General features: G+C 59.7%; 20 protein-coding genes. 7 read left to right on the top strand and 13 right to left on the bottom strand.

What is annotated here, in order from left to right; all coding sequences use genetic code 11:
• Nucleotides 1-5 precede the first annotated feature (5 nt).
• The gene (locus DYL61_RS04730) at nt 6-410 is read left to right on the top strand and encodes a type II toxin-antitoxin system HicB family antitoxin (protein ID WP_016978509.1); all 405 of its coding nucleotides are present in this window, start codon (nt 6-8) and stop codon (nt 408-410) included.
• A 6-nt stretch (nt 411-416) separates the two neighbouring features.
• On the opposite strand, the gene DYL61_RS04725 is transcribed toward DYL61_RS04730, so the two are convergent.
• Nucleotides 417-1,613: an MFS transporter gene (locus tag DYL61_RS04725; RefSeq protein ID WP_135307402.1), complete on the bottom strand. Its 1,197-nt coding sequence runs from the start codon at nt 1,611-1,613 to the stop codon at nt 417-419.
• A gap of 178 nt (nt 1,614-1,791) precedes the next feature.
• Here DYL61_RS04725 and DYL61_RS04720 point away from each other — a divergent pair, with 178 nt between their 5' ends.
• Nucleotides 1,792-2,406: a DUF5666 domain-containing protein gene (locus DYL61_RS04720; RefSeq protein ID WP_135307401.1), complete on the top strand. Its 615-nt coding sequence runs from the start codon at nt 1,792-1,794 to the stop codon at nt 2,404-2,406.
• Nucleotides 2,407-2,542: 136 nt separating this feature from the next.
• Here DYL61_RS04720 and DYL61_RS04715 read toward each other — a convergent pair whose 3' ends face one another.
• The 8 genes from DYL61_RS04715 to gcl form a co-directional block, all read right to left on the bottom strand.
• Nucleotides 2,543-3,547, bottom strand: coding sequence for a sulfate ABC transporter substrate-binding protein (locus tag DYL61_RS04715; RefSeq protein WP_105699187.1), 1,005 nt, complete (start codon nt 3,545-3,547; stop codon nt 2,543-2,545).
• Between the two features lie 105 nt (nt 3,548-3,652).
• Nucleotides 3,653-4,477 carry an ion transporter gene (locus tag DYL61_RS04710; RefSeq protein ID WP_135307400.1) on the bottom strand — a complete coding sequence of 275 codons (825 nt, stop codon included), beginning with the start codon at nt 4,475-4,477 and terminating at the stop codon, nt 3,653-3,655.
• Between the two features lie 31 nt (nt 4,478-4,508).
• The gene (locus tag DYL61_RS04705) at nt 4,509-5,384 is read right to left on the bottom strand and encodes an urea transporter (RefSeq protein ID WP_135307399.1); all 876 of its coding nucleotides are present in this window, start codon (nt 5,382-5,384) and stop codon (nt 4,509-4,511) included.
• Nucleotides 5,385-5,523: 139 nt separating this feature from the next.
• Nucleotides 5,524-6,939, bottom strand: coding sequence for a pyruvate kinase (gene pyk, locus DYL61_RS04700; protein WP_135307398.1), 1,416 nt, complete (start codon nt 6,937-6,939; stop codon nt 5,524-5,526).
• Nucleotides 6,929-8,209, bottom strand: a complete 1,281-nt coding sequence (locus DYL61_RS04695; protein ID WP_135307397.1) for a glycerate kinase type-2 family protein — start codon at nt 8,207-8,209, stop codon at nt 6,929-6,931. The genes pyk and DYL61_RS04695 overlap by 11 nt, the downstream gene beginning before the upstream one ends.
• Before the next feature lie 181 nt (nt 8,210-8,390).
• Nucleotides 8,391-9,281 (bottom strand): 2-hydroxy-3-oxopropionate reductase, encoded by an 891-nt coding sequence (locus DYL61_RS04690; RefSeq protein WP_135307396.1) that lies wholly within the window; start codon nt 9,279-9,281, stop codon nt 8,391-8,393.
• 159 nt (nt 9,282-9,440) lie between these two features.
• Complete coding sequence (hyi, locus tag DYL61_RS04685; protein WP_135307395.1) at nt 9,441-10,223, bottom strand: hydroxypyruvate isomerase; 783 nt, start codon at nt 10,221-10,223, stop codon at nt 9,441-9,443.
• A gap of 10 nt (nt 10,224-10,233) precedes the next feature.
• Complete coding sequence (gene gcl, locus DYL61_RS04680) at nt 10,234-12,009, bottom strand: glyoxylate carboligase (RefSeq protein ID WP_135307394.1); 1,776 nt, start codon at nt 12,007-12,009, stop codon at nt 10,234-10,236.
• A gap of 256 nt (nt 12,010-12,265) precedes the next feature.
• Here gcl and DYL61_RS04675 point away from each other — a divergent pair, with 256 nt between their 5' ends.
• Nucleotides 12,266-12,706 carry a GlcG/HbpS family heme-binding protein gene (locus tag DYL61_RS04675; RefSeq protein ID WP_135307393.1) on the top strand — a complete coding sequence of 147 codons (441 nt, stop codon included), beginning with the start codon at nt 12,266-12,268 and terminating at the stop codon, nt 12,704-12,706.
• A gap of 117 nt (nt 12,707-12,823) precedes the next feature.
• On the opposite strand, the gene DYL61_RS04670 is transcribed toward DYL61_RS04675, so the two are convergent.
• Entirely contained in the window at nt 12,824-13,429 is a 606-nt protein-coding gene (locus tag DYL61_RS04670) for a TetR/AcrR family transcriptional regulator (protein WP_135307392.1), read from the bottom strand.
• A gap of 544 nt (nt 13,430-13,973) precedes the next feature.
• Between DYL61_RS04670 and DYL61_RS04665 the strand changes: the two genes are divergently transcribed.
• The 3 genes from DYL61_RS04665 (at nt 13,974) to DYL61_RS04655 (ending at nt 17,150) form a co-directional block, all read left to right on the top strand.
• The gene (locus DYL61_RS04665) at nt 13,974-14,696 is read left to right on the top strand and encodes a DUF6875 domain-containing protein (RefSeq protein ID WP_135307391.1); all 723 of its coding nucleotides are present in this window, start codon (nt 13,974-13,976) and stop codon (nt 14,694-14,696) included.
• Nucleotides 14,697-14,699: 3 nt separating this feature from the next.
• Nucleotides 14,700-16,049, top strand: a complete 1,350-nt coding sequence (locus DYL61_RS04660) for an ATP-binding cassette domain-containing protein (RefSeq protein ID WP_135307390.1) — start codon at nt 14,700-14,702, stop codon at nt 16,047-16,049.
• 186 nt (nt 16,050-16,235) lie between these two features.
• Nucleotides 16,236-17,150 carry a DUF808 domain-containing protein gene (locus DYL61_RS04655; RefSeq protein WP_135307389.1) on the top strand — a complete coding sequence of 305 codons (915 nt, stop codon included), beginning with the start codon at nt 16,236-16,238 and terminating at the stop codon, nt 17,148-17,150.
• Between the two features lie 58 nt (nt 17,151-17,208).
• Here DYL61_RS04655 and DYL61_RS04650 read toward each other — a convergent pair whose 3' ends face one another.
• Both DYL61_RS04650 and DYL61_RS04645 read right to left on the bottom strand, forming a co-directional pair.
• On the bottom strand, nt 17,209-17,997 hold the full coding sequence (locus tag DYL61_RS04650) for an MlaA family lipoprotein (protein ID WP_135307388.1): 789 nt from the start codon (nt 17,995-17,997) through the stop codon (nt 17,209-17,211).
• Nucleotides 17,990-19,288, bottom strand: coding sequence for a serine/threonine protein kinase (locus DYL61_RS04645; RefSeq protein ID WP_135307387.1), 1,299 nt, complete (start codon nt 19,286-19,288; stop codon nt 17,990-17,992). The genes DYL61_RS04650 and DYL61_RS04645 overlap by 8 nt, the downstream gene beginning before the upstream one ends.
• A 236-nt stretch (nt 19,289-19,524) precedes the next feature.
• Between DYL61_RS04645 and DYL61_RS04640 the strand changes: the two genes are divergently transcribed.
• On the top strand, nt 19,525-19,893 hold the full coding sequence (locus tag DYL61_RS04640; protein WP_135307386.1) for a hypothetical protein: 369 nt from the start codon (nt 19,525-19,527) through the stop codon (nt 19,891-19,893).
• Nucleotides 19,894-19,989: 96 nt separating this feature from the next.
• On the opposite strand, the gene DYL61_RS04635 is transcribed toward DYL61_RS04640, so the two are convergent.
• A complete protein-coding gene (locus DYL61_RS04635; protein WP_135307385.1) occupies nt 19,990-21,543 on the bottom strand; it encodes a glycoside hydrolase family 17 protein in 1,554 nt (517 codons plus the stop codon).
• Nucleotides 21,544-21,721: the final 178 nt, after the last annotated feature.

Raw genomic sequence — 21,721 nt, 5'->3', positions numbered from 1 at the left:
CGCTCATGCAATACCCAATCTGTATCGAATGGGGCGATGACTTTACCGCCACTGGCATCCAGATCCCCGACATTCCAGGGGCTGTCACCGCCGGAGACAGTTTTGAAGAGGCGTACAACGCCGCGGTGGAAGTCGCGCACATCATGCTGCAAGAGATCGCCGCAGAGGGTGGGCCGATTCCGATGCCAACGTCGGTGGCCAATCATCACGCCCATGAAGACTACGCAGGAATGGGCTGGGGGATGTTGGAGTTGGACATCTCGCCCTATCTGGGCAAGACCGAGAAGGTCAATGTGACCTTGCCCGGTTATGTCATCCAGCGTATCGACCGCTATGTGCGCGAGCACAAGGTGAAAAGCCGCTCGTCATTTCTGGCGGACGCGGCTCTGGAGAAGTTGGTGCGGTCCTGACGACAATCAGGCCGTTGCCACCGAGGGTTCACGGGACGCGCTCAGGAAGCGCAGCAACGCCACCAGCGGGAATGCACTGCCCACCAGCATTACGCCCAGCCAGCCGCCGTGTTCGTACACACTGCTGGCAATCGCCGAACCAAACGCACCGCCGATGAAGATGCTGGTCATGTACAGCGCGTTCAAGCGACTGCGGCTATTGGCGTCGAGGGCGTAGATGGCGCGTTGGCCGAGTACCATGTTCATTTGTACACAGAAGTCCAGTACCACGCCGGTGACGGCCAGGCCGATCACGCTGTACAGCGGATGCACGAAGGCCGGCAGGAAGCTCAACGCGGCGAACAGCATCGCGAGCAGTGAAGCGCGGTGCGTGTGGCCAGCATCCGCCAGGCGGCCGGCGAGGGGCGCGGCGATGGCGCCCAGCGCACCGACCAGGGCAAACAACGCGATCTCGCTTTGGCTCAGGCCATGGTTACGCGCCAGTTCAAGTGGGGCAGCGGTCCAGAACAGGCTGAAGGTGGCGAACATGCAACCTTGGTAGAACGCCCGCTGACGTAGCACTGGCTGGTTGCGCAGCAACGTGCCCAGTGAGCGCAGCAGTTGGCCGTAGCTGGCGCTATGGTCGGGCTGGCGTTTGGGGATGGTGATCAGCAGGACCACGCTGATAAATGCCATCAGCGCCGCGGCGGCCATGAACATCGCGCGCCAGCCGAAATGGTCCGCCACGACGCTGGATACCGGCCGCGCCAGCAGGATGCCCAACAACAGGCCGCCCATGATGCTGCCGACCACGCGGCCACGCGACTCGGCCGGCGCCAGGTGCGCGGCCAGCGGGATCAGGATCTGCACCGACACCGAACTGAAACCGATCAGCAACGACACCAGCAGGAACAGGTTCGGCTGCTCGGTAAACCCGGCGCCGAGCAGGCTGGCGATGGCCAGCACGGTGGTGGCGATCATCAGCTTGCGGTTTTCCAGCAAGTCCCCCAAAGGCACCAGAAAGAACAGCCCCAGCGCGTAGCCGATTTGCGTCAACGACACGATCAGGCTGGCCATGGCCGGCGTGAGGCCGATGTCCGGGGCGATCAGCTCGATGATTGGCTGCGCATAGTAAATGTTGGCAACGATGGCGCCGCAGCAGAACGCAAACAGCATCACCATCCCGCGGGTCATGGTGGTTGTAGCGTGTGAGGTAGCGTTCATGGGGTTCTCATAAATGCGAAGGAAGATGGCGTGCGAGAGTAAAGACTTGGCCTGGTGCGCAGTAGGCCGCTGGCAGTGATAACACTCATGCCGCAAATTAATGACTGAATCGTTAACTTTTGGGTCGAACCGCGATGATACATTCAGACACAACTGCCGAAACAGGAAATCCACTGTCATGAAGATCACGCTGAACAAGATGCTCCTGGCCTCTACCCTTGCCGCCGCCATGGCCATGGGCCTGGCACACGCCGCCGATGCGCCGCGGGTGGGCGTGCGTGGCGCCATCACTGCCATCGAGGGGGATGCGTTGCAGATCAAGGTCAACAGCGGTGAAGACGTCACCGTACACCTGACAAAAGACACCCAGGTCCGCGCCGTCACCCTGGCCAGGATCGACGAGATCAAGCCCGGCAGCTACATCGGCTCCGCCGCCATGCCCAATGCCGACGGCACCCTCACGGCGCTGGAAGTGCACGTGTTCCCACCGGCCATGGCGGGCACCGGTGATGGGCATCGCGCATTCGACTTGAAAGAAGGCAGCAGCATGACCAACGGCACCGTCGGCGACCTGGTGGTGAGCAACGGGCGCACCCTGACCGTGAAGTACAAGGGCGGCGAGCAGAAGATCGTCGTGCCGGAGGATGTGCCGATCGTGAACCTGGAGCCGGGGGATCGCAGCTTGCTGAAACCGGGGGTGAAGGTGGTGATGTTTGCGGCGAAGGGCGCGGATGGAACGATTACGGCGCAGGCCATTTCAGCGGGCAAAGATGGCGTAACCCCGCCGATGTAACTTCAAACAAAGAACCAAATGTGGGAGGGGGCTTGCCCCCGATAGCGATGTGTCAGTCAACACATCAGTGACTGAGCCACCGCTATCGGGGGCAAGCCCCCTCCCACATTTTTACTACATGTATCCAGTTACAGCGTTATTGGCCGGAGTAAATCTGGTCGAAAACCCCACCATCATTGAAGTGGGTCTTCTGCACGGTACGCCAGTCACCAAAGGTCTTCTCCACCGACAGGAAGTCGACTTTCGGGAAGCGGTCGGTGTACTTGGCCAATACCTTCGCATCCCGCGGACGCAGGTAGTTGTTGGCGGCAATTTCCTGGCCTTCCGGCGACCACAGGTACTTCAAGTAATCTTCGGCGGCCACGCGGGTGCCTTTCTTCTCGACCACTTTGTCGACCACCGATACTGGCGGCTCGGCTTCGGCGGACACGCTTGGGTAGATCACTTCGAACTGATCACGGCCGAATTCACGGGCGATCATTTCGGCTTCGTTTTCAAACGTCACTAGCACGTCGCCGATCTGGTTGGTCATGAACGTGGTGGTGGCGGCACGGCCACCGGTGTCCAGCACTGGCGCTTGCTTGAACAGTTTGCCGACGAAGGCTTTGGCCTTGTTTTCGTCGCCGCCGTTTTTCAGCACATAGCCCCAGGCCGACAGGTAGGTGTAGCGGCCGTTACCCGAGGTTTTCGGGTTGGGCACGATCACCTGCACGCCATCCTTGAGCAAATCCGGCCAGTCTTTCAGGGCTTTCGGGTTGCCTTTGCGCACGATGAAGACGGTGGCGGAGGTGAACGGCGCGCTGTTGTTCGGCAGGCGGGTCACCCAGTTGTCCGGCACCAGTTTGCCGTTGTCCACCAGGGCGTTGATGTCGGTGGCCATGTTCATGGTGATTACGTCAGCCGGCAGGCCGTCGATGACCGAGCGCGCTTGTTTGCTGGAACCGCCGAAGGACATCTGCAGGGTCAGCTTGTCGTTCGGGTGCTCGGCTTCCCAGTGCTTCTGGAAGGCGGCGTTGTAGTCCTTGTAGAAATCGCGCATCACGTCGTAGGAGACGTTGAGCAGTGTGACGGGGGCAGCCTGGACGGCGCCCGCCAGGGCAAGGCCGGCGGCCAGGAGAGAGGCGCTAACGAGTTTTTTCACTGCTCATTCCTTGTTGTTCGAGAAGGTTATCTATTGAGTGAGGGCAATATGCCAGCGACTATAGCTGGCGGCGCATAGACGTTTAAAGATTAAAACGCACTTTGCTTATTCCAATTTACGGAAAAGATTATTGCCACAACGCGAGCAGAACGCAGCCTGGGGTTCATGGCTGTCTTTCTTGCACACCGGGCAGTCATGCTTGAGCTGTTCACCGCGCATGGCGCTGGCCAATTCGGCGGTGAAGATCCCGGTGGGTACGGCGATGATCGAGTAACCGGTGATCATCACCAGTGACGAAATCACCTGGCCCAGCGGGGTCTTCGGCACAATATCGCCAAAGCCCACGGTGGTCAGGGTGACGATGGCCCAATAGATGCCCTTGGGAATACTGGTAAAGCCGTGCTCCGGGCCTTCGATCACATACATCAAAGTGCCGAACACCGTCACCAGAGTGCACACGCTGACCAGAAACACCACGATCTTCTGCTTGCTGCCCCGCAGCGCGGCCATCAGGTAGTTGGCCTGCTTGAGATAAGGGCTGAGCTTGAGCACGCGGAAAATCCGCAACATGCGGATGATGCGGATGATCAACAGGTACTGCGCATCGCTGTAATACAGGGCCAGGATGCCCGGGACGATGGCCAGCAAATCCACCAACCCATAAAAACTGAAGGCGTAGCGCAAGGGTTTGGGCGAGCAGTACAGGCGCAGCCCGTACTCGATCAGGAAAATAAGGGTAAAGCCCCACTCGATGTAGGCCAGTACATCGGCGTAGTCGCGGTGCACCTGATCGATGCTGTCGAGCATCACGATCACGAGGCTGGCGAGGATGATCAGTAGCAGGATCCCATCAAATCGCCGCCCGGCGGTGGTGTCACTCTGGAAAATCATGACGTAGAGCCGCTGGCGCCAGTCGTTGTTGCTGTTCATAAATCTCGCCTGAATCGAATATCGAGCCAGCCTAGGGGGATTCGAAGGGGCTGTCCATGGAGGGTTTCTGAAGCATCCGAGTGGCTGCGCGCACCAGCCAGCAGGCGAGGATAAACGGCGCGGTCAGTGCAGGCAGGTGCAGCGCTGCAAAGCCCGGTGTGAGGATGATCGCCAACAGGATACCGAGCAGTGGCAACCAGGGTTGACGGCGCAACGGGCTCAGGGCCAGCGCGGCCAGGGCGGGGTTGTAGCTGTGCAGGCCGAGGAGGGCGCTGGTGGATTCGCCCAACAGCAGCGCGATCAGCACGCCAACGCTGGCGCCGGTCAGTGCCCATAGGGCGGCGCGCTTGCTGGCCAGCCAAAGCCCAAGCGCAATCAACACCCCCGCGAGGGGCTGGTCCAGCAGCATGATTTGCGCGAGCCCGGTAAAGGGCGCGATGAGCACCGAAAGAGTGTCCGGTTCAGTCAGGGCAAACGTGCCTTCCGGAACGGTGCCCAGTAACAGCCATCCAAGCCCGACAAATGGCGCGGTATAGGCCGGCAAGTCATTGGGGCGACTTGCGTGTTTCAACCATTGCCGCGTCAACATCGCCGCCAGGCCGCCGCACGCCAGGATCAACGGCGGCAACAACGCGGACCATTGGAAATGCTGGCTGATCAGCAGGCCCAGCAACACACCGTTGTAGCTGTACAGCCCGGCCTGTCGCTCAGCCTTGGGATAGCCCCGGCGCTGGGCCGTGAGCAAGCCCGCCACGCCACCCAGCAACGCCCCGCCGAACAAAGCGGGGGCGCCGATCAAAATGGCGAGCAGGCACAGCAGGCCGCACAGCGGCTGGCGCTGGAGGAAAATCTGGCTGAAACCGTTGAGCAGGGCTTCGGCCCAGTCGGGGCAGGTTGGGTTGTGCATGCTGGTTAGTCAGTGGGACCCAGGTGTCCCCAATCGGGGGCAAGCCCCCTCCCACACTGGATTGGGTTCACATATCTACCTATGTGAACACAGTCAAAATGTGGGAGGGGGCTTGCCCCCGATGAGGCCCTAACAGACGCTAAATCAACGTCTCGATACGCAGCGAGTTGGTCGACCCCGGCTGCCCGAACGGCACCCCCGCCGTAATCACCAAGGTATCCCCGCGCTGCGCCATGCCCTGGGCCTGTGCAATCTCCAGCGCCGTCGAGCACACCTCATCCACCTGGCGCAGCCGATCATTGACCACCGAGTGCACACCCCACGCCACGCTCAAGCGCCTGGCGGCAGACAGGTTCGGGGTCAGGTTGAGGATCGGCGCCACTGGCCGTTCCCGCGCCGCACGCAGGCTGGAGGCGCCCGACTCGCTGTAGTTCACTAGCACCGCCACCGGCAGGATGCTGCTGATACGGCGGATCGCGCAGCTGATGGCGTCCGACACCGTGGCGTCGGCCTTGGGCCGGCTGACATCCAACTGGGTCTGGTAATCCGGGCCGTTTTCCACTTGGCGAATGATCTTGCTCATCATCAACACGGCTTCCAACGGATAGTCGCCGGAGGCGGTTTCGGCCGACAGCATCACCGCGTCCGCCCCTTCGGCCACGGCATTGGCCACGTCGGTGACTTCGGCGCGAGTCGGCGCAGGCGAGAAGCGCATGGACTCAAGCATCTGCGTCGCCACTACCACCGGCTTACCCAGTTGGCGACAAGTAGCGATGATGTCTTTCTGGATCTGCGGCACGCTCTCCGCTGGCACTTCCACGCCCAGGTCGCCTCTGGCCACCATGATCGCGTCGCTCAGCTCGGCGATTTCCCGCAGGCGCTGCACCGCCGAGGGTTTCTCGATCTTGGCCATCAGAAATGCGCGGTCGCCGATCAGCTCACGGGCTTCGCGGATGTCTTCCGGGCGCTGTACGAACGACAGCGCCACCCAGTCCACGCCCAGTTCCAGGCCGAAGCTCAAGTCGCGCCGATCCTTGGCGGTCAAGGGGCTCAGTTCCAACAGCGCTTGTGGGACGTTCACGCCTTTGCGGTCCGACAATTCGCCGCCATTGAGCACGGTGGTGTCGATGGCATCGGCGTGCTTGGTGATCACCCGCAGGCGCAGCTTGCCGTCGTCCAGCAGCAGGTCCATGCCGGGTTCCAGCGCCGCGATGATTTCCGGGTGGGGCAGGTTGACCCGGCGTTGGTCGCCGGGGGTTTCATCCAGGTCCAGGCGCAAGGCCTGGCCGCGCACCAGTTGCACCTTGCCCTCGGCAAAGCGCCCGACGCGCAGCTTTGGCCCTTGCAAGTCCATCAGGATGCCCAGCGGGTAATTCAGCTGGCGCTCGACCTGGCGAATCCACTGGAAGCGCTGGGCGTGGTCGGCATGGTCACCGTGGCTGAAATTGAGCCGGAAGATGTTCACCCCGGCTTCCACCAGCTCGCGGATGTCATCAATACCGTGGGTGGCCGGGCCCAGGGTGGCGAGGATCTTGACCTTCTTGTCAGGCGTCATGTGTGGGGTTCCCAAGAATCAGAATGGCGCGGAAGTCATTGACGTTGGTGCGCGTCGGCTCGGTGACGATCAACCCGTCGAGGGCGGCGAAATAGCCGTAGCCGTTGTTGTTATCCAGTTCATCGCTGGCCGACAGGCCAAGGGCTTCGGCGCGCGAATAACTGCACGGCGTCATGATCGCGCCGGCATTGTCTTCGGAGCCGTCGATGCCATCGGTGTCACCGGCCAGGGCGTACACGCCGGGCAAACCCTTGAGGCTGTCGGTGAGGCTCAGCAGGAATTCCGCGTTGCGCCCGCCACGGCCATCGCCGCGCACGGTGACGGTGGTTTCACCGCCGGAGAGGATCACGCACGGCGCCGCCAGGGGCTGGCCGTGTTGCACGATTTGGCGAGCAATGCCGGCGTGCACCTTGGCCACGTCCCGCGCTTCGCCTTCCAGGTCGCCGAGGATCAACGGGCTGAACCCGGCCTGGCGGACTTTTACCGCTACCGCTTCGAGGGATTGCTGGGGGCGGGCGATCAGTTGGAAGTGGCTGCGGGCGAGCACTGGGTCGCCGGGCTTGACGGTTTCCGAGGCCGGGTTTTGCAACCAGCTGCGCACCGCAGCGGGGGCGTCGATGTTGTAGCGTTTGAGGATCGCCAGGGCTTGCTGCGAGGTGGTCGGGTCGCCCACGGTGGGGCCGGAGGCAATCACCGTGGCCTGGTCGCCCGGCACATCGGAAATCCCATAGGTGTACACCGTGGCCGGCCATGCGGCCTTGGCCAGACGCCCACCCTTGATGGCCGAGAGGTGCTTGCGCACGCAATTCATCTCGCCAATGGTGGCGCCGGATTTGAGCAGGGCTTTGTTGATGGCCTGCTTGTCGGCCAGGGTGATGCCGTCGGCCGGCAACGCCAACAGGGCAGAGCCACCGCCGGACAACAGGAAGATCACACGGTCGTCTTCGCCGAGGTTGCTGATCAGCTCCAGCACACGCTTGGCCACGGCCAGGCCCGCGGCATCGGGCACGGGGTGCGCGGCTTCGACCACTTCGATTTTCTTGCACGGCGCGCCGTGGCCGTAGCGGGTGACCACCAGGCCGCTGACTTCACCTTGCCAGCAGTTTTCCACCACCAGCGCCATGGCGGCGGCGGCCTTGCCGGCGCCGATCACGATCACACGGCCACTGCGGTCGGCGGGCAGATAAGGTTCAAGGACTTGCCGGGGGTGGGCGGCGTCGATGGCTGTGGCAAACAGCTCGTGAAGCAGGTGTTGCGGATCGACCGACATAAGCGGGCTCCCGGGGGATTCTTGTTATTTGGGGTTACATCAAATTTCGGATTGGAGCGCGATCAAGTGTGGGAGGGGGCTTGCCCCCGATGGCGGTGCATCCATCAGCACATTTGTAGCTGACCCACTGCAATCGGGGGCAAGCCCCCTCCCACAGTTTGATCGCATTGCAAATCAGGGATTACTTGTCGCGGATGGAGAAGTTGGCCATATGCTCCAAGCCCTTGATCAGCGCCGAATGGTCCCAGTTGCCGCCACCGATGGCGGTGCACGTACTGAATACCTGCTGGGTTCCGGCGGTGTTCGGCAAGTTGATCCCCAGCTCCTTGGCACCGGCCAATGCCAGGTTCAAATCCTTCTGGTGCAGGTTGATACGGAAGCCCGGATCGAAGGTGCCCTTGATCATGCGTTCGCCATGCACTTCCAAAATCTTCGACGAGGCAAACCCACCCATCAGTGCTTCACGCACCTTGGCCGGATCGGCGCCATTCTTGGAGGCGAACAGCAGCGCTTCGGCCACCGCCTGGATATTCAGCGCCACGATGATCTGGTTGGCCACCTTGGCGGTCTGGCCGTCACCGTTGCTGCCGACCAGGGTGATGTTCTTGCCCATGGCCTGGAACAGCGGCAAGGCGCGTTCAAAGGTCTGCGGCTCACCGCCGATCATGATGCTCAGGGTGCCGGCCTTGGCGCCGACTTCACCGCCGGATACCGGCGCATCGAGGTACTGCGCGCCAGCCTGGTTGATCTTGGCGGCAAATGCCTTGGTAGCGGTGGGGGAGATCGAACTCATGTCGATCACCACCTTGTTCGGCGACAGGCCAGCGGCCACGCCGTCGGCGCGGAACAGTACGTCGTCGACCTGTGGGGTGTCCGGCACCATGACGATGATGAACTCGGCTTCCTGGGCCACTTGCTGCGGGTTGGCCAGGGCGATGGCGCCGGCGTCGATCAGCGCTTGCGGCGCCTTGCCGTGGTGTTCGGAGAGGAACAGTTGGTGACCTGCTTTCTGCAGGTTCGCGGCCATGGGTTGGCCCATGATGCCGGTGCCGATAAATCCGATTTTAGCCATGATTCAATCCTCTTGTTAGTTCACCGCAGGACCCCTGTGGGAGGGGCGGTGCGACGATTCGACTTGCCCCCGATAGCGGTGTGTCAGGCGAACGTGTATTGACTGGTTCGCCGCCATCGGGGGCAAGCCCCCTCCCACATGGGTTTGGTGGTGTGTCTGTTAGATCGCGTTGTGGGTTTTGAGCCAGCCAAGTCCAGCTTCGGTGGTGGTCAGCGGCTTGTACTCACAGCCCACCCAACCCTGGTAACCAATGCGGTCCAGATGCTCGAACAGGAACCGATAGTTGATCTCCCCCGTGCCCGGCTCATTGCGCCCCGGGTTGTCCGCCAGCTGGATATGGTTGATCTCACCCAGGTGCGCGGCCATGGTGCGGGCCAGATCACCTTCCATGATTTGCATGTGGTAGATGTCGTATTGCAGGAACAGGTTATCGCTGCCCACTTGCTCGCGAATCGACAGGGCCTGCGCGGTATTGTTCAGGTAGAAGCCGGGAATGTCGCGGGTGTTGATCATCTCCATCACCAGCTTGATCCCCGCCGCTTGCAACTTGTCGGCGGCGTACTTGAGGTTGGCGACAAAAGTCTTTTCCAGCGTCGCGTCATCCACACCGGCCGGACGAATTCCCGCCAGGCAGTTGATCTGGGTATTGCCCAGGACCTGTGCGTAGGCGATGGCCAGCTTGACCCCGGCACGGAATTCCTCGACCCGCTCCGGGTGGCATGCCAGGCCGCGCTCGCCGTTGGCCCAGTCACCGGCCGGCAGGTTGAACAGCACTTGGGTCAGGCCGTTGGCGTCGAGCTGCGCCTTGATTTCAGCCGAGCTGAATTCGTAGGGGAACAGGTACTCGACACCTTCGAAGCCCGCATCGGCGGCCGCTTTGAAACGAGCAAGAAAGTCCTGCTCGGTGAACAGCATGGACAGGTTGGCGGCAAAACGCGGCATAGGGTTCTCCTTAATCGAGCAGGGAAATGGCGGTTGGCGCGTCGTTGCCCACCAGTGCCAGGTCTTCGAATTCGTTGACGGCGTTGATCTCGGTGCCCATGGAAATATTGGTCACGCGCTCCAGGATGATCTCGACGATCACCGGCACCTTGAACTCTTCGATCAGCTCCTCGGCGCGGCGCAATGCGGGTGCAATCTGGCTCGGTTCGAACACACGCAGCGCCTTGCAACCCAGGCCTTCGGCGACGGCCACATGGTCGACGCCATAGCCGTTGAGTTCCGGTGCGTTGAGGTTGTCGAAGGACAGCTGCACGCAGTAATCCATTTCGAAACCACGCTGCGCCTGGCGAATCAGCCCCAGGTAGGAGTTGTTCACCACTACGTGGATGTACGGCAGCTTGAACTGCGCGCCCACGGCCAGTTCTTCGATCATGAACTGGAAGTCATAGTCCCCCGACAGCGCCACCACTTTACGGCTCGGGTCGGCCTTGACCACGCCGAGGGCCGCCGGAATGGTCCAGCCCAACGGGCCGGCCTGGCCGCAGTTGATCCAGTGACGAGGCTTGTATACGTGCAGGAACTGCGCACCGGCAATCTGCGACAGGCCGATGGTGCTGACGTAGCAAGTGTCTTTGCCGAACACCTGGTTCATCTCTTCGTAGACGCGTTGCGGTTTGACCGGCACGTTGTCGAAGTGGGTCTTGCGGTGCAGGGTGGCCTTGCGCTGCTGGCAGTCATTAAGCCAGGCGCTGCGGTCCTTGAGCTTGCCGGCGGCTTTCCACTCGCGGGCTACCTCGATGAACATGGTCAGTGCGGAACCGGCGTCGGACACGATGCCCAGGTCCGGCGTGAACACGCGGCCGATTTGCGTCGGCTCGATGTCGACGTGGATGAATTTGCGCCCTTCGGTGTACACCTCCACCGAACCGGTGTGGCGGTTGGCCCAGCGGTTGCCGATGCCCAGCACCACGTCCGACTTGAGCATCGTCGCGTTGCCATAACGGTGGGAGGTTTGCAGGCCGACCATGCCCACCATCTGCGGGTGATCGTCAGGGATGGTGCCCCAGCCCATCAGGGTCGGGATCACCGGGATACCGGTCAATTCGGCGAACTCCACCAGCAACTCGCTGGCATCGGCGTTGATCACGCCACCGCCGCTCACCAACAGTGGGCGCTCAGCCTGGTCGAGCAGGGCCAGGGCTTTTTCCACCTGCACGCGGGTTGCCAGTGGCTTGGCCAGGGGCAGCGGCTGGTAGGCGTCGATATCGAATTCGATCTCGGCCATCTGCACGTCGAACGGCAGGTCGATCAGCACCGGGCCTGGGCGGCCGGAGCGCATTTCATAAAAGGCTTTCTGGAACGCATAGGGCACTTGGCCGGGCTCGAGAACAGTGGTCGCCCACTTGGTCACCGGCTTGACGATGCTGGTGATGTCCACGGCCTGGAAGTCTTCCTTGTGCATGCGGGCACGCGGCGCTTGGCCGGTGATGCACAGGATCGGGATCGAGTCCGCCGAGGCGCTGTACAGGCCGGTGACCATGTCGGTGCCCGCCGGGCCAGAGGTGCCGATGCACACGCCGATATTGCCGGCCTTGGTGCGGGTGTAGCCCTCGGCCATGTGGGAGGCGCCTTCAACGTGGCGAGCAAGGACGTGATCGATGCCACCCACCTTCTGCAAGGCCGAGTACAGCGGGTTGATCGCAGCGCCTGGGATACCGAAGGCGGTGTCCACGCCTTCACGGCGCATTACCAGAACGGCGGCTTCGATTGCTCTCATTTTGCTCATGGTTTTGGTGCCTCTTGCGTTTTGTAATTGTATACAAGTGGTGTCTGATCAAAGTGTATTCACGGCGAGCTATGCAGGTCAATCCATTTTATGGGTGAGCCTTTGCGTTCGTCGGAAGGCATTTTTTCGACGTATGGAGTGTTTGTGCGAAAATATTGTATACAAAAACAAATGTCATTGTGTTCTATTTGTTTGATCGAGCATCTGATCTTTCAGACCTCCACCGCTTTCCCAATAACAAAAGAAGGACGGCACCATGAGCGCTTTAACCTTGAAAATCGCCACCCAACTGGCCAGCCAGGCCCTGAACGCAGGCCGCACCATTTCAGCCGCGCCGCTGACCATCGCAGTGCTCGACAGCGGTGGGCACCTGATCACCCTGCAACGCGAAGACGGCGCCAGCCTGCTACGCCCGCAGATCGCCATCGGCAAGGCCTGGGGCGCGATTGCGCTGGGCAAGGGTTCGCGCTTGCTGGCACTGGACGCGCAGCAACGCCCGGCGTTTATCGCGGCATTGAACAGCCTGGGGCAGGGCAGTGTGGTGCCGGCACCGGGTGGGGTGTTGATTCGGAATCAGGATGGGGTGGTGTTGGGGGCGATTGGGATCAGCGGGGATACGTCGGATATTGACGAGCAATGCGCGATCACGGCGATTGAGGGGGTGGGGCTGTTGGCGGATGCGGGGGTGGCGGCTTGATTTGATGTGACTGGAAGGGCCTCATCGGGAGCAAGCTCCCTCCCACATTTTGAACTGCGAATACATGCAAAGTGTGGGAGGGGGCTTGCCCCCGATTGGCACAGGCACCTCGGTCTATCAGTCCGGCTCACACCCCTTGAGCACCAACCGAATAATCGTCTGCGCCGCCGCTTCATAATCGGCCTCATCCAGCTTGGCCTTGCCGGTCACCGCCGAGATCTGCCAGTCAAAATCCGCATACGTCTGCGTCGCCGCCCAGATGCTGAACATCAGGTGATTGGGGTCGATGGCCGCGATCAAGCCACGATCCACCCAGCTTTGGATGCAGTTGATGTTGTGCTTGGCCTGGGCGTTCAATTGCTCGACCTGATCAGCGCTGAGGTGCGGCGCGCCGTGCATGATTTCGCTGGCGAACACCTTGGAGGCATGGGGCAGGTCGCGGGAGATGCGGACTTTCGAGCGGATGTAGTTGCTCAGCACTTCTTTGGGCTCGCCATCCGGGTTGAACGGCGTGGAGGCGGCCAGGATCGGCTCGATAATGCTTTCGAGCACCTCGCGGTAGAGGTTGTCCTTGGACTTGAAGTAGTAATAGACGTTGGGCTTGGGCAGCCCGGCCTTGGCGGCGATGTCGCTGGTTTTGGTCGCGGCGAAGCCCTTGTCGGCAAACTCCTCGCTGGCCGCCCGCAGGATTTTTTCTTTATTGCGCTCGCGAATGCTGCTCATAAACCAGTTAATTCCTTGCCAGTACTGGCGGTCGGGCATGGTAGCACCGGCGTTACGCGACGCTCAAGAAACCTCCCGCAGCTCATATACCACGAGCGTTACCCTGGCATTGGGCGCAAGTTTGGGTGGGGCGGCGGTTGACGGGTACCCAGTGCCTATAGTTGGCTCGGATATAGGCTTATAGCGAAATGCGCACTATAAAAAATGCAGGGCAAATGCACACCCTCAATGACGATGGAGATGGGCGTTGTTTGGCTCCTCAAGCCCAGTTGATTCAACGTGTCGTCTGGGAGCCATTAACTAAGGATTAGAAAAATGATTGATGACTTTTCGACTGCATACTCACAAGCGTTTTCCGATAAAAGGCACGACCCGGGGTTTGTGAATAAAAAACAGGGTTTCCTATCCCGCTTAGTGTTTCGGACGTCCATATGCAGTCAGTCGCTGGCGGGAGGGTGTGAGGGCTGGAAGTGGTAATAACGTATTAGAGTGATGACGTTTCCCTGGCGAGCCAGGGAAACCCTTTTTTATAAGGACGTGCTGCATGATCCCGCCGATTGCTGAAATGTCAAAATTTAAAGAGATCGCAAAGCCCGGTTTCGCCAATGCCGCCTTCGAACGAGTCAAACCTTATGTCAGTGAGTTTCTTACGGATAAGCACCCTTATAGAAGTGGTGCCGTTTGCCCGTTTGTTGCGGGCGCCCTGAAGAATGACGATATTTATTTTAGCTATGGTAACCATGTCACGGATACTGATTGGGATGCACACATAGCCACGTGCGTACTATTTATGAGTTCCTTGCGTAATCGTGATAATAAATTTGGTCGTGCCTTGATTATTTTGTTGCCTGAAGACTTTGATGTTGCAACGCTTCTCAGAATACATGTCAGAAATAAAATAAGGTGCGTGAAGTCGTTTCTCATGCTGGGTGCTCTGTATAAAGAAAGCAATGCGCTAAGTTTGCATTCACACGATTTTTATCCGCTCAGGACGCCTGTTCCGACGCTGGTTATACGCGAAATAACGGCCGGTGATTTAATATTTCTTGAGCCGTCCCATTACAATGTGTTGTCGAGGCTAAGATTTCTGCACGCGTTCATCAGCCGATTTGATGTTCCATCGGCCTCCAAGTTTGAACGAGCTCAGGTCGAGGTGGCGCGCTATAAAGCCAGGCAGTATAGATGCGAGATACGCAGGACAATGTCAACCTATCTGGGTGCCGTACTGGTGCTGACAGGTATTGTTTTTCTTTTATGCAGAGTTTGAATAATGATGGCGCGCAACCCCTGGTTTATTAGTGGTGCGATGCTGATAATTTTTCAGCAGGCATTGATGGCGATAGCGGTGTATCAGTTAGGCAGTGCCGGTCATGCGTTGGCGGCTAATGCCTTTATTCTGCTTCGCGATAAGATCGCTGCGTTCTTTTTGATCGCGTTGGCAGCATATCTGGTGAGTGCTTGTGTCGAACTGATCGCGGCACGCTTAAAGGCGACGCTCTGGCGTAACTACGTGCGCCAGGTGATTGATGAGGTCGGTGCAGATCAGGAACTGTCTTCATCCAAGAACCGCAAAACCCTAATGGCTTGGCTGGGTAGCGAAGCGCCCGCCACCTTGGAGCATGCAGTTGCTATCTATTATGGTTTGATCAGCGTTTCTGCAGGCATCGTGTTCACGCTATACGCTTTTCACGCGCTGCTCGGTGATGTCGCCACGTCGGTGATGGGGACGACCATTCTGATCTCATTTATTTTTGTCAGTGCTGTTAAAGGGAAAGTAGGCCGTTGGGCGAGTGAGATTCAGCAGCGGCGACTGCTTGTCGTCAATGGCATCGATACACTGTGGAGTAACAGCCTGCAGGGTACTGAGCGTATGCGCTCGGTGGCCTATGATCTCTTTCAAGCCAGAACGCTCGACTATGCGCAAGGGTATAGCGCCTATGCGCGGCTTGAGCAGGTAGTTGCCTGTGTGCCGATAGTGCTGGCAGTCATGGGCATGGTCAGTTATCTATTTTTCTTTCCTGTAGCGGAGAATGCATGGGGTGTGCTGATCGCGGTGCTGCCTCGATCCTTGCAGCTGTTCGGAAATGTCCACTCCCTGAGTGTGTATGGCAGCAAGTTTCTACTGTATCGGAAAAAAATTAGCAACTTGGCAACTTTTTCCCATCAATTGGAACGGCAGGGTTTGGAGCGTCAAATCCAGCGCCAACAGATCGTCATCAAGGATATTGCTTCTGATCAGGCTCATGATATGGATGACTTTCTCTCTCTTTTGCGTACATCGAAGATACTGTCTGGCAGGTACTTGATTGCCGGGCGTAATGGCTCAGGTAAAACATCGTTTCTGAAAAGCCTGAGGTCCCAGTTCCCGACATCTATTCTGTTATTACCTGACGTGACGCTGTTTGAAGGTGCCGACTGCCTGTCCACCGGGGAACAGCGCATGCATCAAATAAAGTGTTCATTGCAGTACGCCCCGCCGCTTTTGTTTTTAGATGAGTGGGATGCTCATTTGGACGCCTGGCACAGAGACAGGATTGACCGGTTGCTCTCTGAAAAAGCCCGCCATATGTTGATTGTTGAAGTCAGGCATAAGGGCGCAATCGAGGTGGGTGTCATTTGATGTATGTGGCACCGACATAAATGGCCTCGCGATTATTCGAAAGGGTTTTTTGTGGGTGCTGTTTCCATTGGCCGGCGCGTTGCAACGCCTGGACCGAAACATCGACCGTACCGCGTTGACGCCTTACCACTACCCATAATCCCGCCAGCCTCCTATCCTCGGTAAAACCTTTGCGAGGAGCGGGACATGGCAGGTAGCAGCTTGTTGGTATTGATCGACGATATCGCCGCAGTACTCGATGACGTTGCCCTGATGACCAAAATGGCCGCCAAGAAGACCGCCGGCGTGCTGGGTGACGACCTGGCGCTCAACGCCCAGCAGGTTTCCGGCGTGCGTGCCGAGCGGGAAATTCCCGTGGTGTGGGCGGTGGCCAAGGGCTCTTTTGTCAACAAGTTGATCCTAGTGCCGGCGGCGTTGTTGATCAGCGCGTTTGCACCCTGGGCGGTCACACCGTTGCTGATGCTGGGTGGCGCGTACCTGTGTTTTGAAGGGTTCGAGAAACTCGCGCATAAATTCCTGCACAGTAAGGCCGAGGATCAGGCCGAACATGCACAGTTGGTCGAAGCCTTCGCCGACCCGGCCACCGACCTGGTGGCGTTCGAGAAGGACAAGATCAAGGGCGCTATACGTACCGACTTCATCCTCTCCGCCGAAATCATCGCCATCACCCTTGGCACTGTGGCGGATGCGCCGCTGATGCAGCAGGTGATCGTGCTTTCCGGTATTGCCATCGTGATGACCGTGGGCGTGTACGGCTTGGTGGCCGGGATTGTGAAATTGGATGACCTGGGATTGTGGCTCACCCAGAAACCGGGTCGGGCGGCACGCAGTATCGGCGGCATCATTTTGCGGGCGGCACCTTATATGATGAAGAGCCTGTCGGTGATTGGTACGGCGGCTATGTTTCTGGTCGGTGGCGGCATCCTCACCCACGGCGTGCCGGTGGTGCATCATTGGATCGAAACAGTCAGTCAGAGCGCGGGCGGGATGGCATGGTTGGTGCCGGTGTTATTGAACGGCGTTGCCGGGATTATCGCGGGGGCAGTCGTGTTGGCATTGGTCAGCGGGGTTGGCAAAGTGTGGAAGGCCCTGAAAACGTAAAGCTGACTCCTCCATGAAAAAGGCCATTCAATCGAATGGCCTTTTTTGTGGGCGTTGTTTACTCGGCAATCTGCAATTTGCGCGATTCCGTATAGATATACCGCACCTTCTCATACTCAAACGGCGAGTTCATCTGCCCATAACGGAAGCTGGTCTGATAGCGCTTGTCCACCGCACGCAACGCCCAGACTTCCGGATGGTTGGAGCTGACCTCGGACACATTGAGGAAGTTGATCTGGGTTTCTGCGCCGTAGTCGACGATCAGGCCGGTAGTGTCACGCAGATTCGACGGGCCGAAGATCGGCAGCACCAGGTAGGCGCCGCCGGGTACGCCATAGAAGCCCAGGGTCTGGCCGAAGTCTTCGCTTTGGCGCGGCAGGCCCATGGCGGTGGCCGGGTCCCACAGGCCGGCGATGCCGATGGTGGTGTTGAGCAGCAGGCGCCCGGTGGTTTCCAGGGAACGGTGGCCCTTGAGTTGCAACAGACTGTTCAGCAGGTTGGGCACGTCGCCCAGGTTGTTGAAGAAGTTGCTCACGCCGGTGCGCAGGAAGCTTGGGGTCACGTAGGTGTAGCCGTTGACCACGGGCAGGAATACCCATTGGTCGAAGCGGTAGTTGAAGTGATAGACGCGGCGGTTCCACGCCTCCAGTGGGTCATACACGTTGAGCGCGGTCAGCGTCGAACGCTCGAACTCGCGCTGGTCCAGGCCGGGGTTGAACTTGAGCTTGGACAGCGGCTCCTTGAAGCCATCGGCGTCGATCTGGGTCGGTTCGTGGGCCTTGCTGTTGTCGGCATTGGCCACGCCCGCGCACATCAAGGCGGCGAGCAGCAGAAGATATTTAGCCACGGAAGAACTCCAGCATGGCGTCGGCGTTGACGCGGTAATTGAGGTTGCCGCAGTGGCCGCCCAGCGGGTAGACGGTCAGGCGATCGCCGAAGGTTTCGCGCAGGAAACCGAGGTCGCCTGGGCCGAGGATCACATCGTCGGCGTTGTGCATTACCGCGATTTTCGGGCTGTTGTGCAGGTAGTCCTTCAAGGCGTACAGGCTGACCTGGTCCACCAGTTGCAACAGGCTGCCGCCATCGGAACGGGCGCGCCACATCGGGATCACTTGTTCGGTGAGGTAGCAGTCGAAATCGCATTGCAGCGCGATCTTGAGGAACGGTGTGAGGCTGGTGCCTTCGGTGATCGGGTACTTGGGCGGGATGATCAGGCCACGACGGTTGATCAGGTCCGAGGTGAACGCGATATCCGCTGCCGAGAAGCGGAACGAGGTGCCGATCAGCATGGCCATCTGTTCGTTGGTCAGGTGCTGTTTGGATTGCTGGAAGTCGTAGAGCAGGGCGTCGTTGAGGTCGATGTAGCCCTTTTGCTGGAAGTAGCGCGTCAGCTTGTTCAACACCAGCTCGTAGAAGGTCGTACTGTTGTTGATGCCCTTGACCTCGGTCTGCACCAGCTTGTCGAGGTTGGTGATCGAGGTGTACAGGTTGACCGGCGGGTTCAGCAGCAGCACTTTCTTGAAGTTGAAGCTGCGACGGGTTTCGTCCAGTTTGGCCACGAAGGCCGCGTCCAGGCCACCCAGGCTGTAGCCGGTGAGGTAGAAGTCGGTCACCGGCAACGAGGCGTTCTGCGCACGTACGGCTTGCATCACGCGGTACATGTCTTCGGCGTCTTCCTGGGTGATCCCCGGGGTGGCGAAGCGCGAGGCGGCGCTGATGAAGTCGAAGCTGGTGGGCGACGACAGCTGCACCACGTGGTAGCCGGCCTGGTAATAGAGTTTTTTCAGGTATTCGTTAAGGCTGCTGTCAAACCGCGCGCCCGTGCCGGCGATCAGGAAAATCAGCGGCGCAGCCCGGTCCTGCTTGGCGATGCGGTACGTGAGCTTTTTCACCGGCCAGAAATTGTCGGGCAGGCTGAACTCGCGCTCGGGGCGCATCGTCAGGGTGTAGTCGGACTGGTTGATCTCATCGTTGCTCGGCAGTTTGGGCCGAAGGTCGGGCGGGGTGGTCGCAATGGTCGCTTCGAACGGGTTGGTCAAAGGATAGCCATAGCTGGCTTGGTCGATATCGACTGCCAGTGCTGACGCACTCAGAAAAAGGCTGCCCAGCAAGGCAGCACAGCGCAAGGAACGGAGCATGACTAAATCCCTAAGAGGAAACGTGCTTAATGAAGTTCGCAGGCTATGACCGCCGCGTCGTCGCCGAAGTGCCAGCCCTCGGCACGAAAATCGGAAAAAAACGTAGGAATCGGGGTAATAGTAGCCAGACGATACACTTTGCCACGCTTTGATGAACACTAATTGTGTGTATGCGCCTTGCCAACGGCCTCCGGGGCATTAAGCTGGGCGCCGTTTTTGCCTATTTGGGGTCGTTCATGTCTCGTCGCTTGCCACTGATTTTGCTGCTTATTGCCCTGCCGCTGTGGCTGGCCGCCAGTTATGGGGCGCGTTATGGCTTTATGGAAGATGGCAGTTGGGTAGGGATCTGCGCCGACGAGGCCGGTCGCTGGGAATGCCAGTTGCGCTCGAACCTGGGCTTGATGATTCACTTCAAGGTGTTGGGCTGGGCGGCGTTGGTCAGCTCGGTGCTGGCGTTTTTTGTACCGGGCCGAATGGGCTGGGGCTTGGCGGTGCTGGGGATGGTGTTCGGCTTGCCGGCGCTGGCGTTGTACAACACCACGTTTGCAGTGTTTGCGGTGGTGATTGCGGGGTTGCGGTTGGTCAGGAAACCGAAGGGTGCCTGATAGGGCCTCATCGGGGGCAAGCCCCCTCCCACACTGACCGGGTTCCAACTTTGGAATGCAGTCAAGGTGGGAGGGGGCTTGCCCCCGATAGCGATATCAAGCCTTACGCACCCGCAAGCAACGCCACAAAGCCCCGACCATCAACACACTGACCACCGCCCAACCCCAAGCCTGCTGGTTCAACACCCCTTCACGGTACAACTGCGGTGCAACGCCGGCGCCGATGATAAAGGCCAATAGCGCGATTTCCCGACGCGGCCCCGTCACCGGACGAGCCAGGTACACCAGTGCCGGCAACACCAGCGCGGCACTGGGGAAACTGCGATAACGCGGGTCAAACACCAACGCCAGCATCATCACCGCCCCGGCAAACCCGGCAATCGCCACCAGCCAGCCTGCACGTTGTTCCAGCCACTTGAACGCCCGCTCACGCCAGCCTTCCCGAGCACTCAAGGCCAGGGCGGCGTGCGCCAGCACCAACAGGTTCAACACCACCAGCAAGCCGGCCCACACCCATTCATCGTTGAAGCGCGCCGTCACGCGGGTCAGTTCGGCCCAAGTGCCGATGGAGCAGGCGGCAACCGCACCCAGCAACGGCAGGGCAAGCGCGGCGCGGGTACTGCGTACGCGACCACCCAGCACCAAGGTGCCCAGCAGGATCATCCCGCCAACGCCCAGCCACAGTGGCCAGTGCGGCACATTGCTCACCGGCCCGGCGAGGATGCCCTTGTCCTGGCGATCCGCATCGAACAGACCCCAGTAACCCCCCACCGCGCCTTCACTGGCACGTTTCCACGGCTGGTCAAAGGCTTCGATCAGGTTGTAGTGCCAGCCATTGGCTTCGGCCATGGCCACGAAACCGCGCATGAACTTGGCTTCGTTGACTCGGCTCGGCACCGCGGTTTCACGCTGGCGGCCTTCGCTGGGCCAGCCGGTTTCACCGATCAGGATGTCCTTGGGGGCGAACTTGTTGCCGAAGGTCTGGCGCACATCGCCGACATGCTTGAGGGCCTGGTCGATACCGGACGGATCATCCTCCCAGTACGGCAGCAGGTGAATGGTCAGGAAGTCCACCGCCGGCGCGATTTCCGGGTGTTGCAGCCAGAATTCCCACACGTCGGCGTAGGTCACCGGTTGCTGGATATGACTTTTGACTGTGTGGATCAGCGCCACCAACTGTTTGGCGGTGACTTCCTTGCGCAACAAGGCTTCGTTGCCGACGATCACCGAGGTCACCACATCCGGGTTGTCGTTGGCGGACTTGATCAACTCGTCGATTTCTTTCTGTGTCGCCACCGGGTCACTGCTGACCCAGGCGCCGGCCATCACCTTCAACCCATGCTTGCGCGCCATCTCCGGCAGCGCTTCCAGGCCGGTCATGGAGTAGGTGCGAATGCATTCAAAGCGGGTAGCCAGCAGCGCCAGGTCGGCGTCCATACGCTCTGGGCGCAGCGTGAACGGCTGGTCGAAAGGAGATTGGTCTTTATCGAAGGGGGTGTAGGACGCACATTGCATTTTATGACTGGCGCTGGCTACGTCCGGCAACACCACCGGACGGCCGAGGCCATACCAATAACCGACCAGGGCCAGCAGGCCGAGGAGCAAGGCGAAGAAATAGGGCAGGGCAGGGAAGCGGGCGGTCGCTGGCATGGTCGGCTTATCTGGGAGAGCAAAGGCGCGCATCTTACCCGGATTTGGCCTATTTCAGTGGAGCTGCATAATTTTGACATGCAAAGTTCGGGCGGGATTTTGGCGTCAACGCCTTCAAAGCGTCCTACTGGCGTTGTGATGTCGTTTCTTGCTTGGATAAGGTCGCTGACAGAGCAGG

This window comes from Pseudomonas nabeulensis (assembly GCF_004682045.1).
Classification (GTDB): Bacteria; Pseudomonadota; Gammaproteobacteria; order Pseudomonadales; family Pseudomonadaceae; genus Aquipseudomonas; species Aquipseudomonas nabeulensis.
This window is presented reverse-complemented; position numbering and strand designations above follow the sequence as displayed.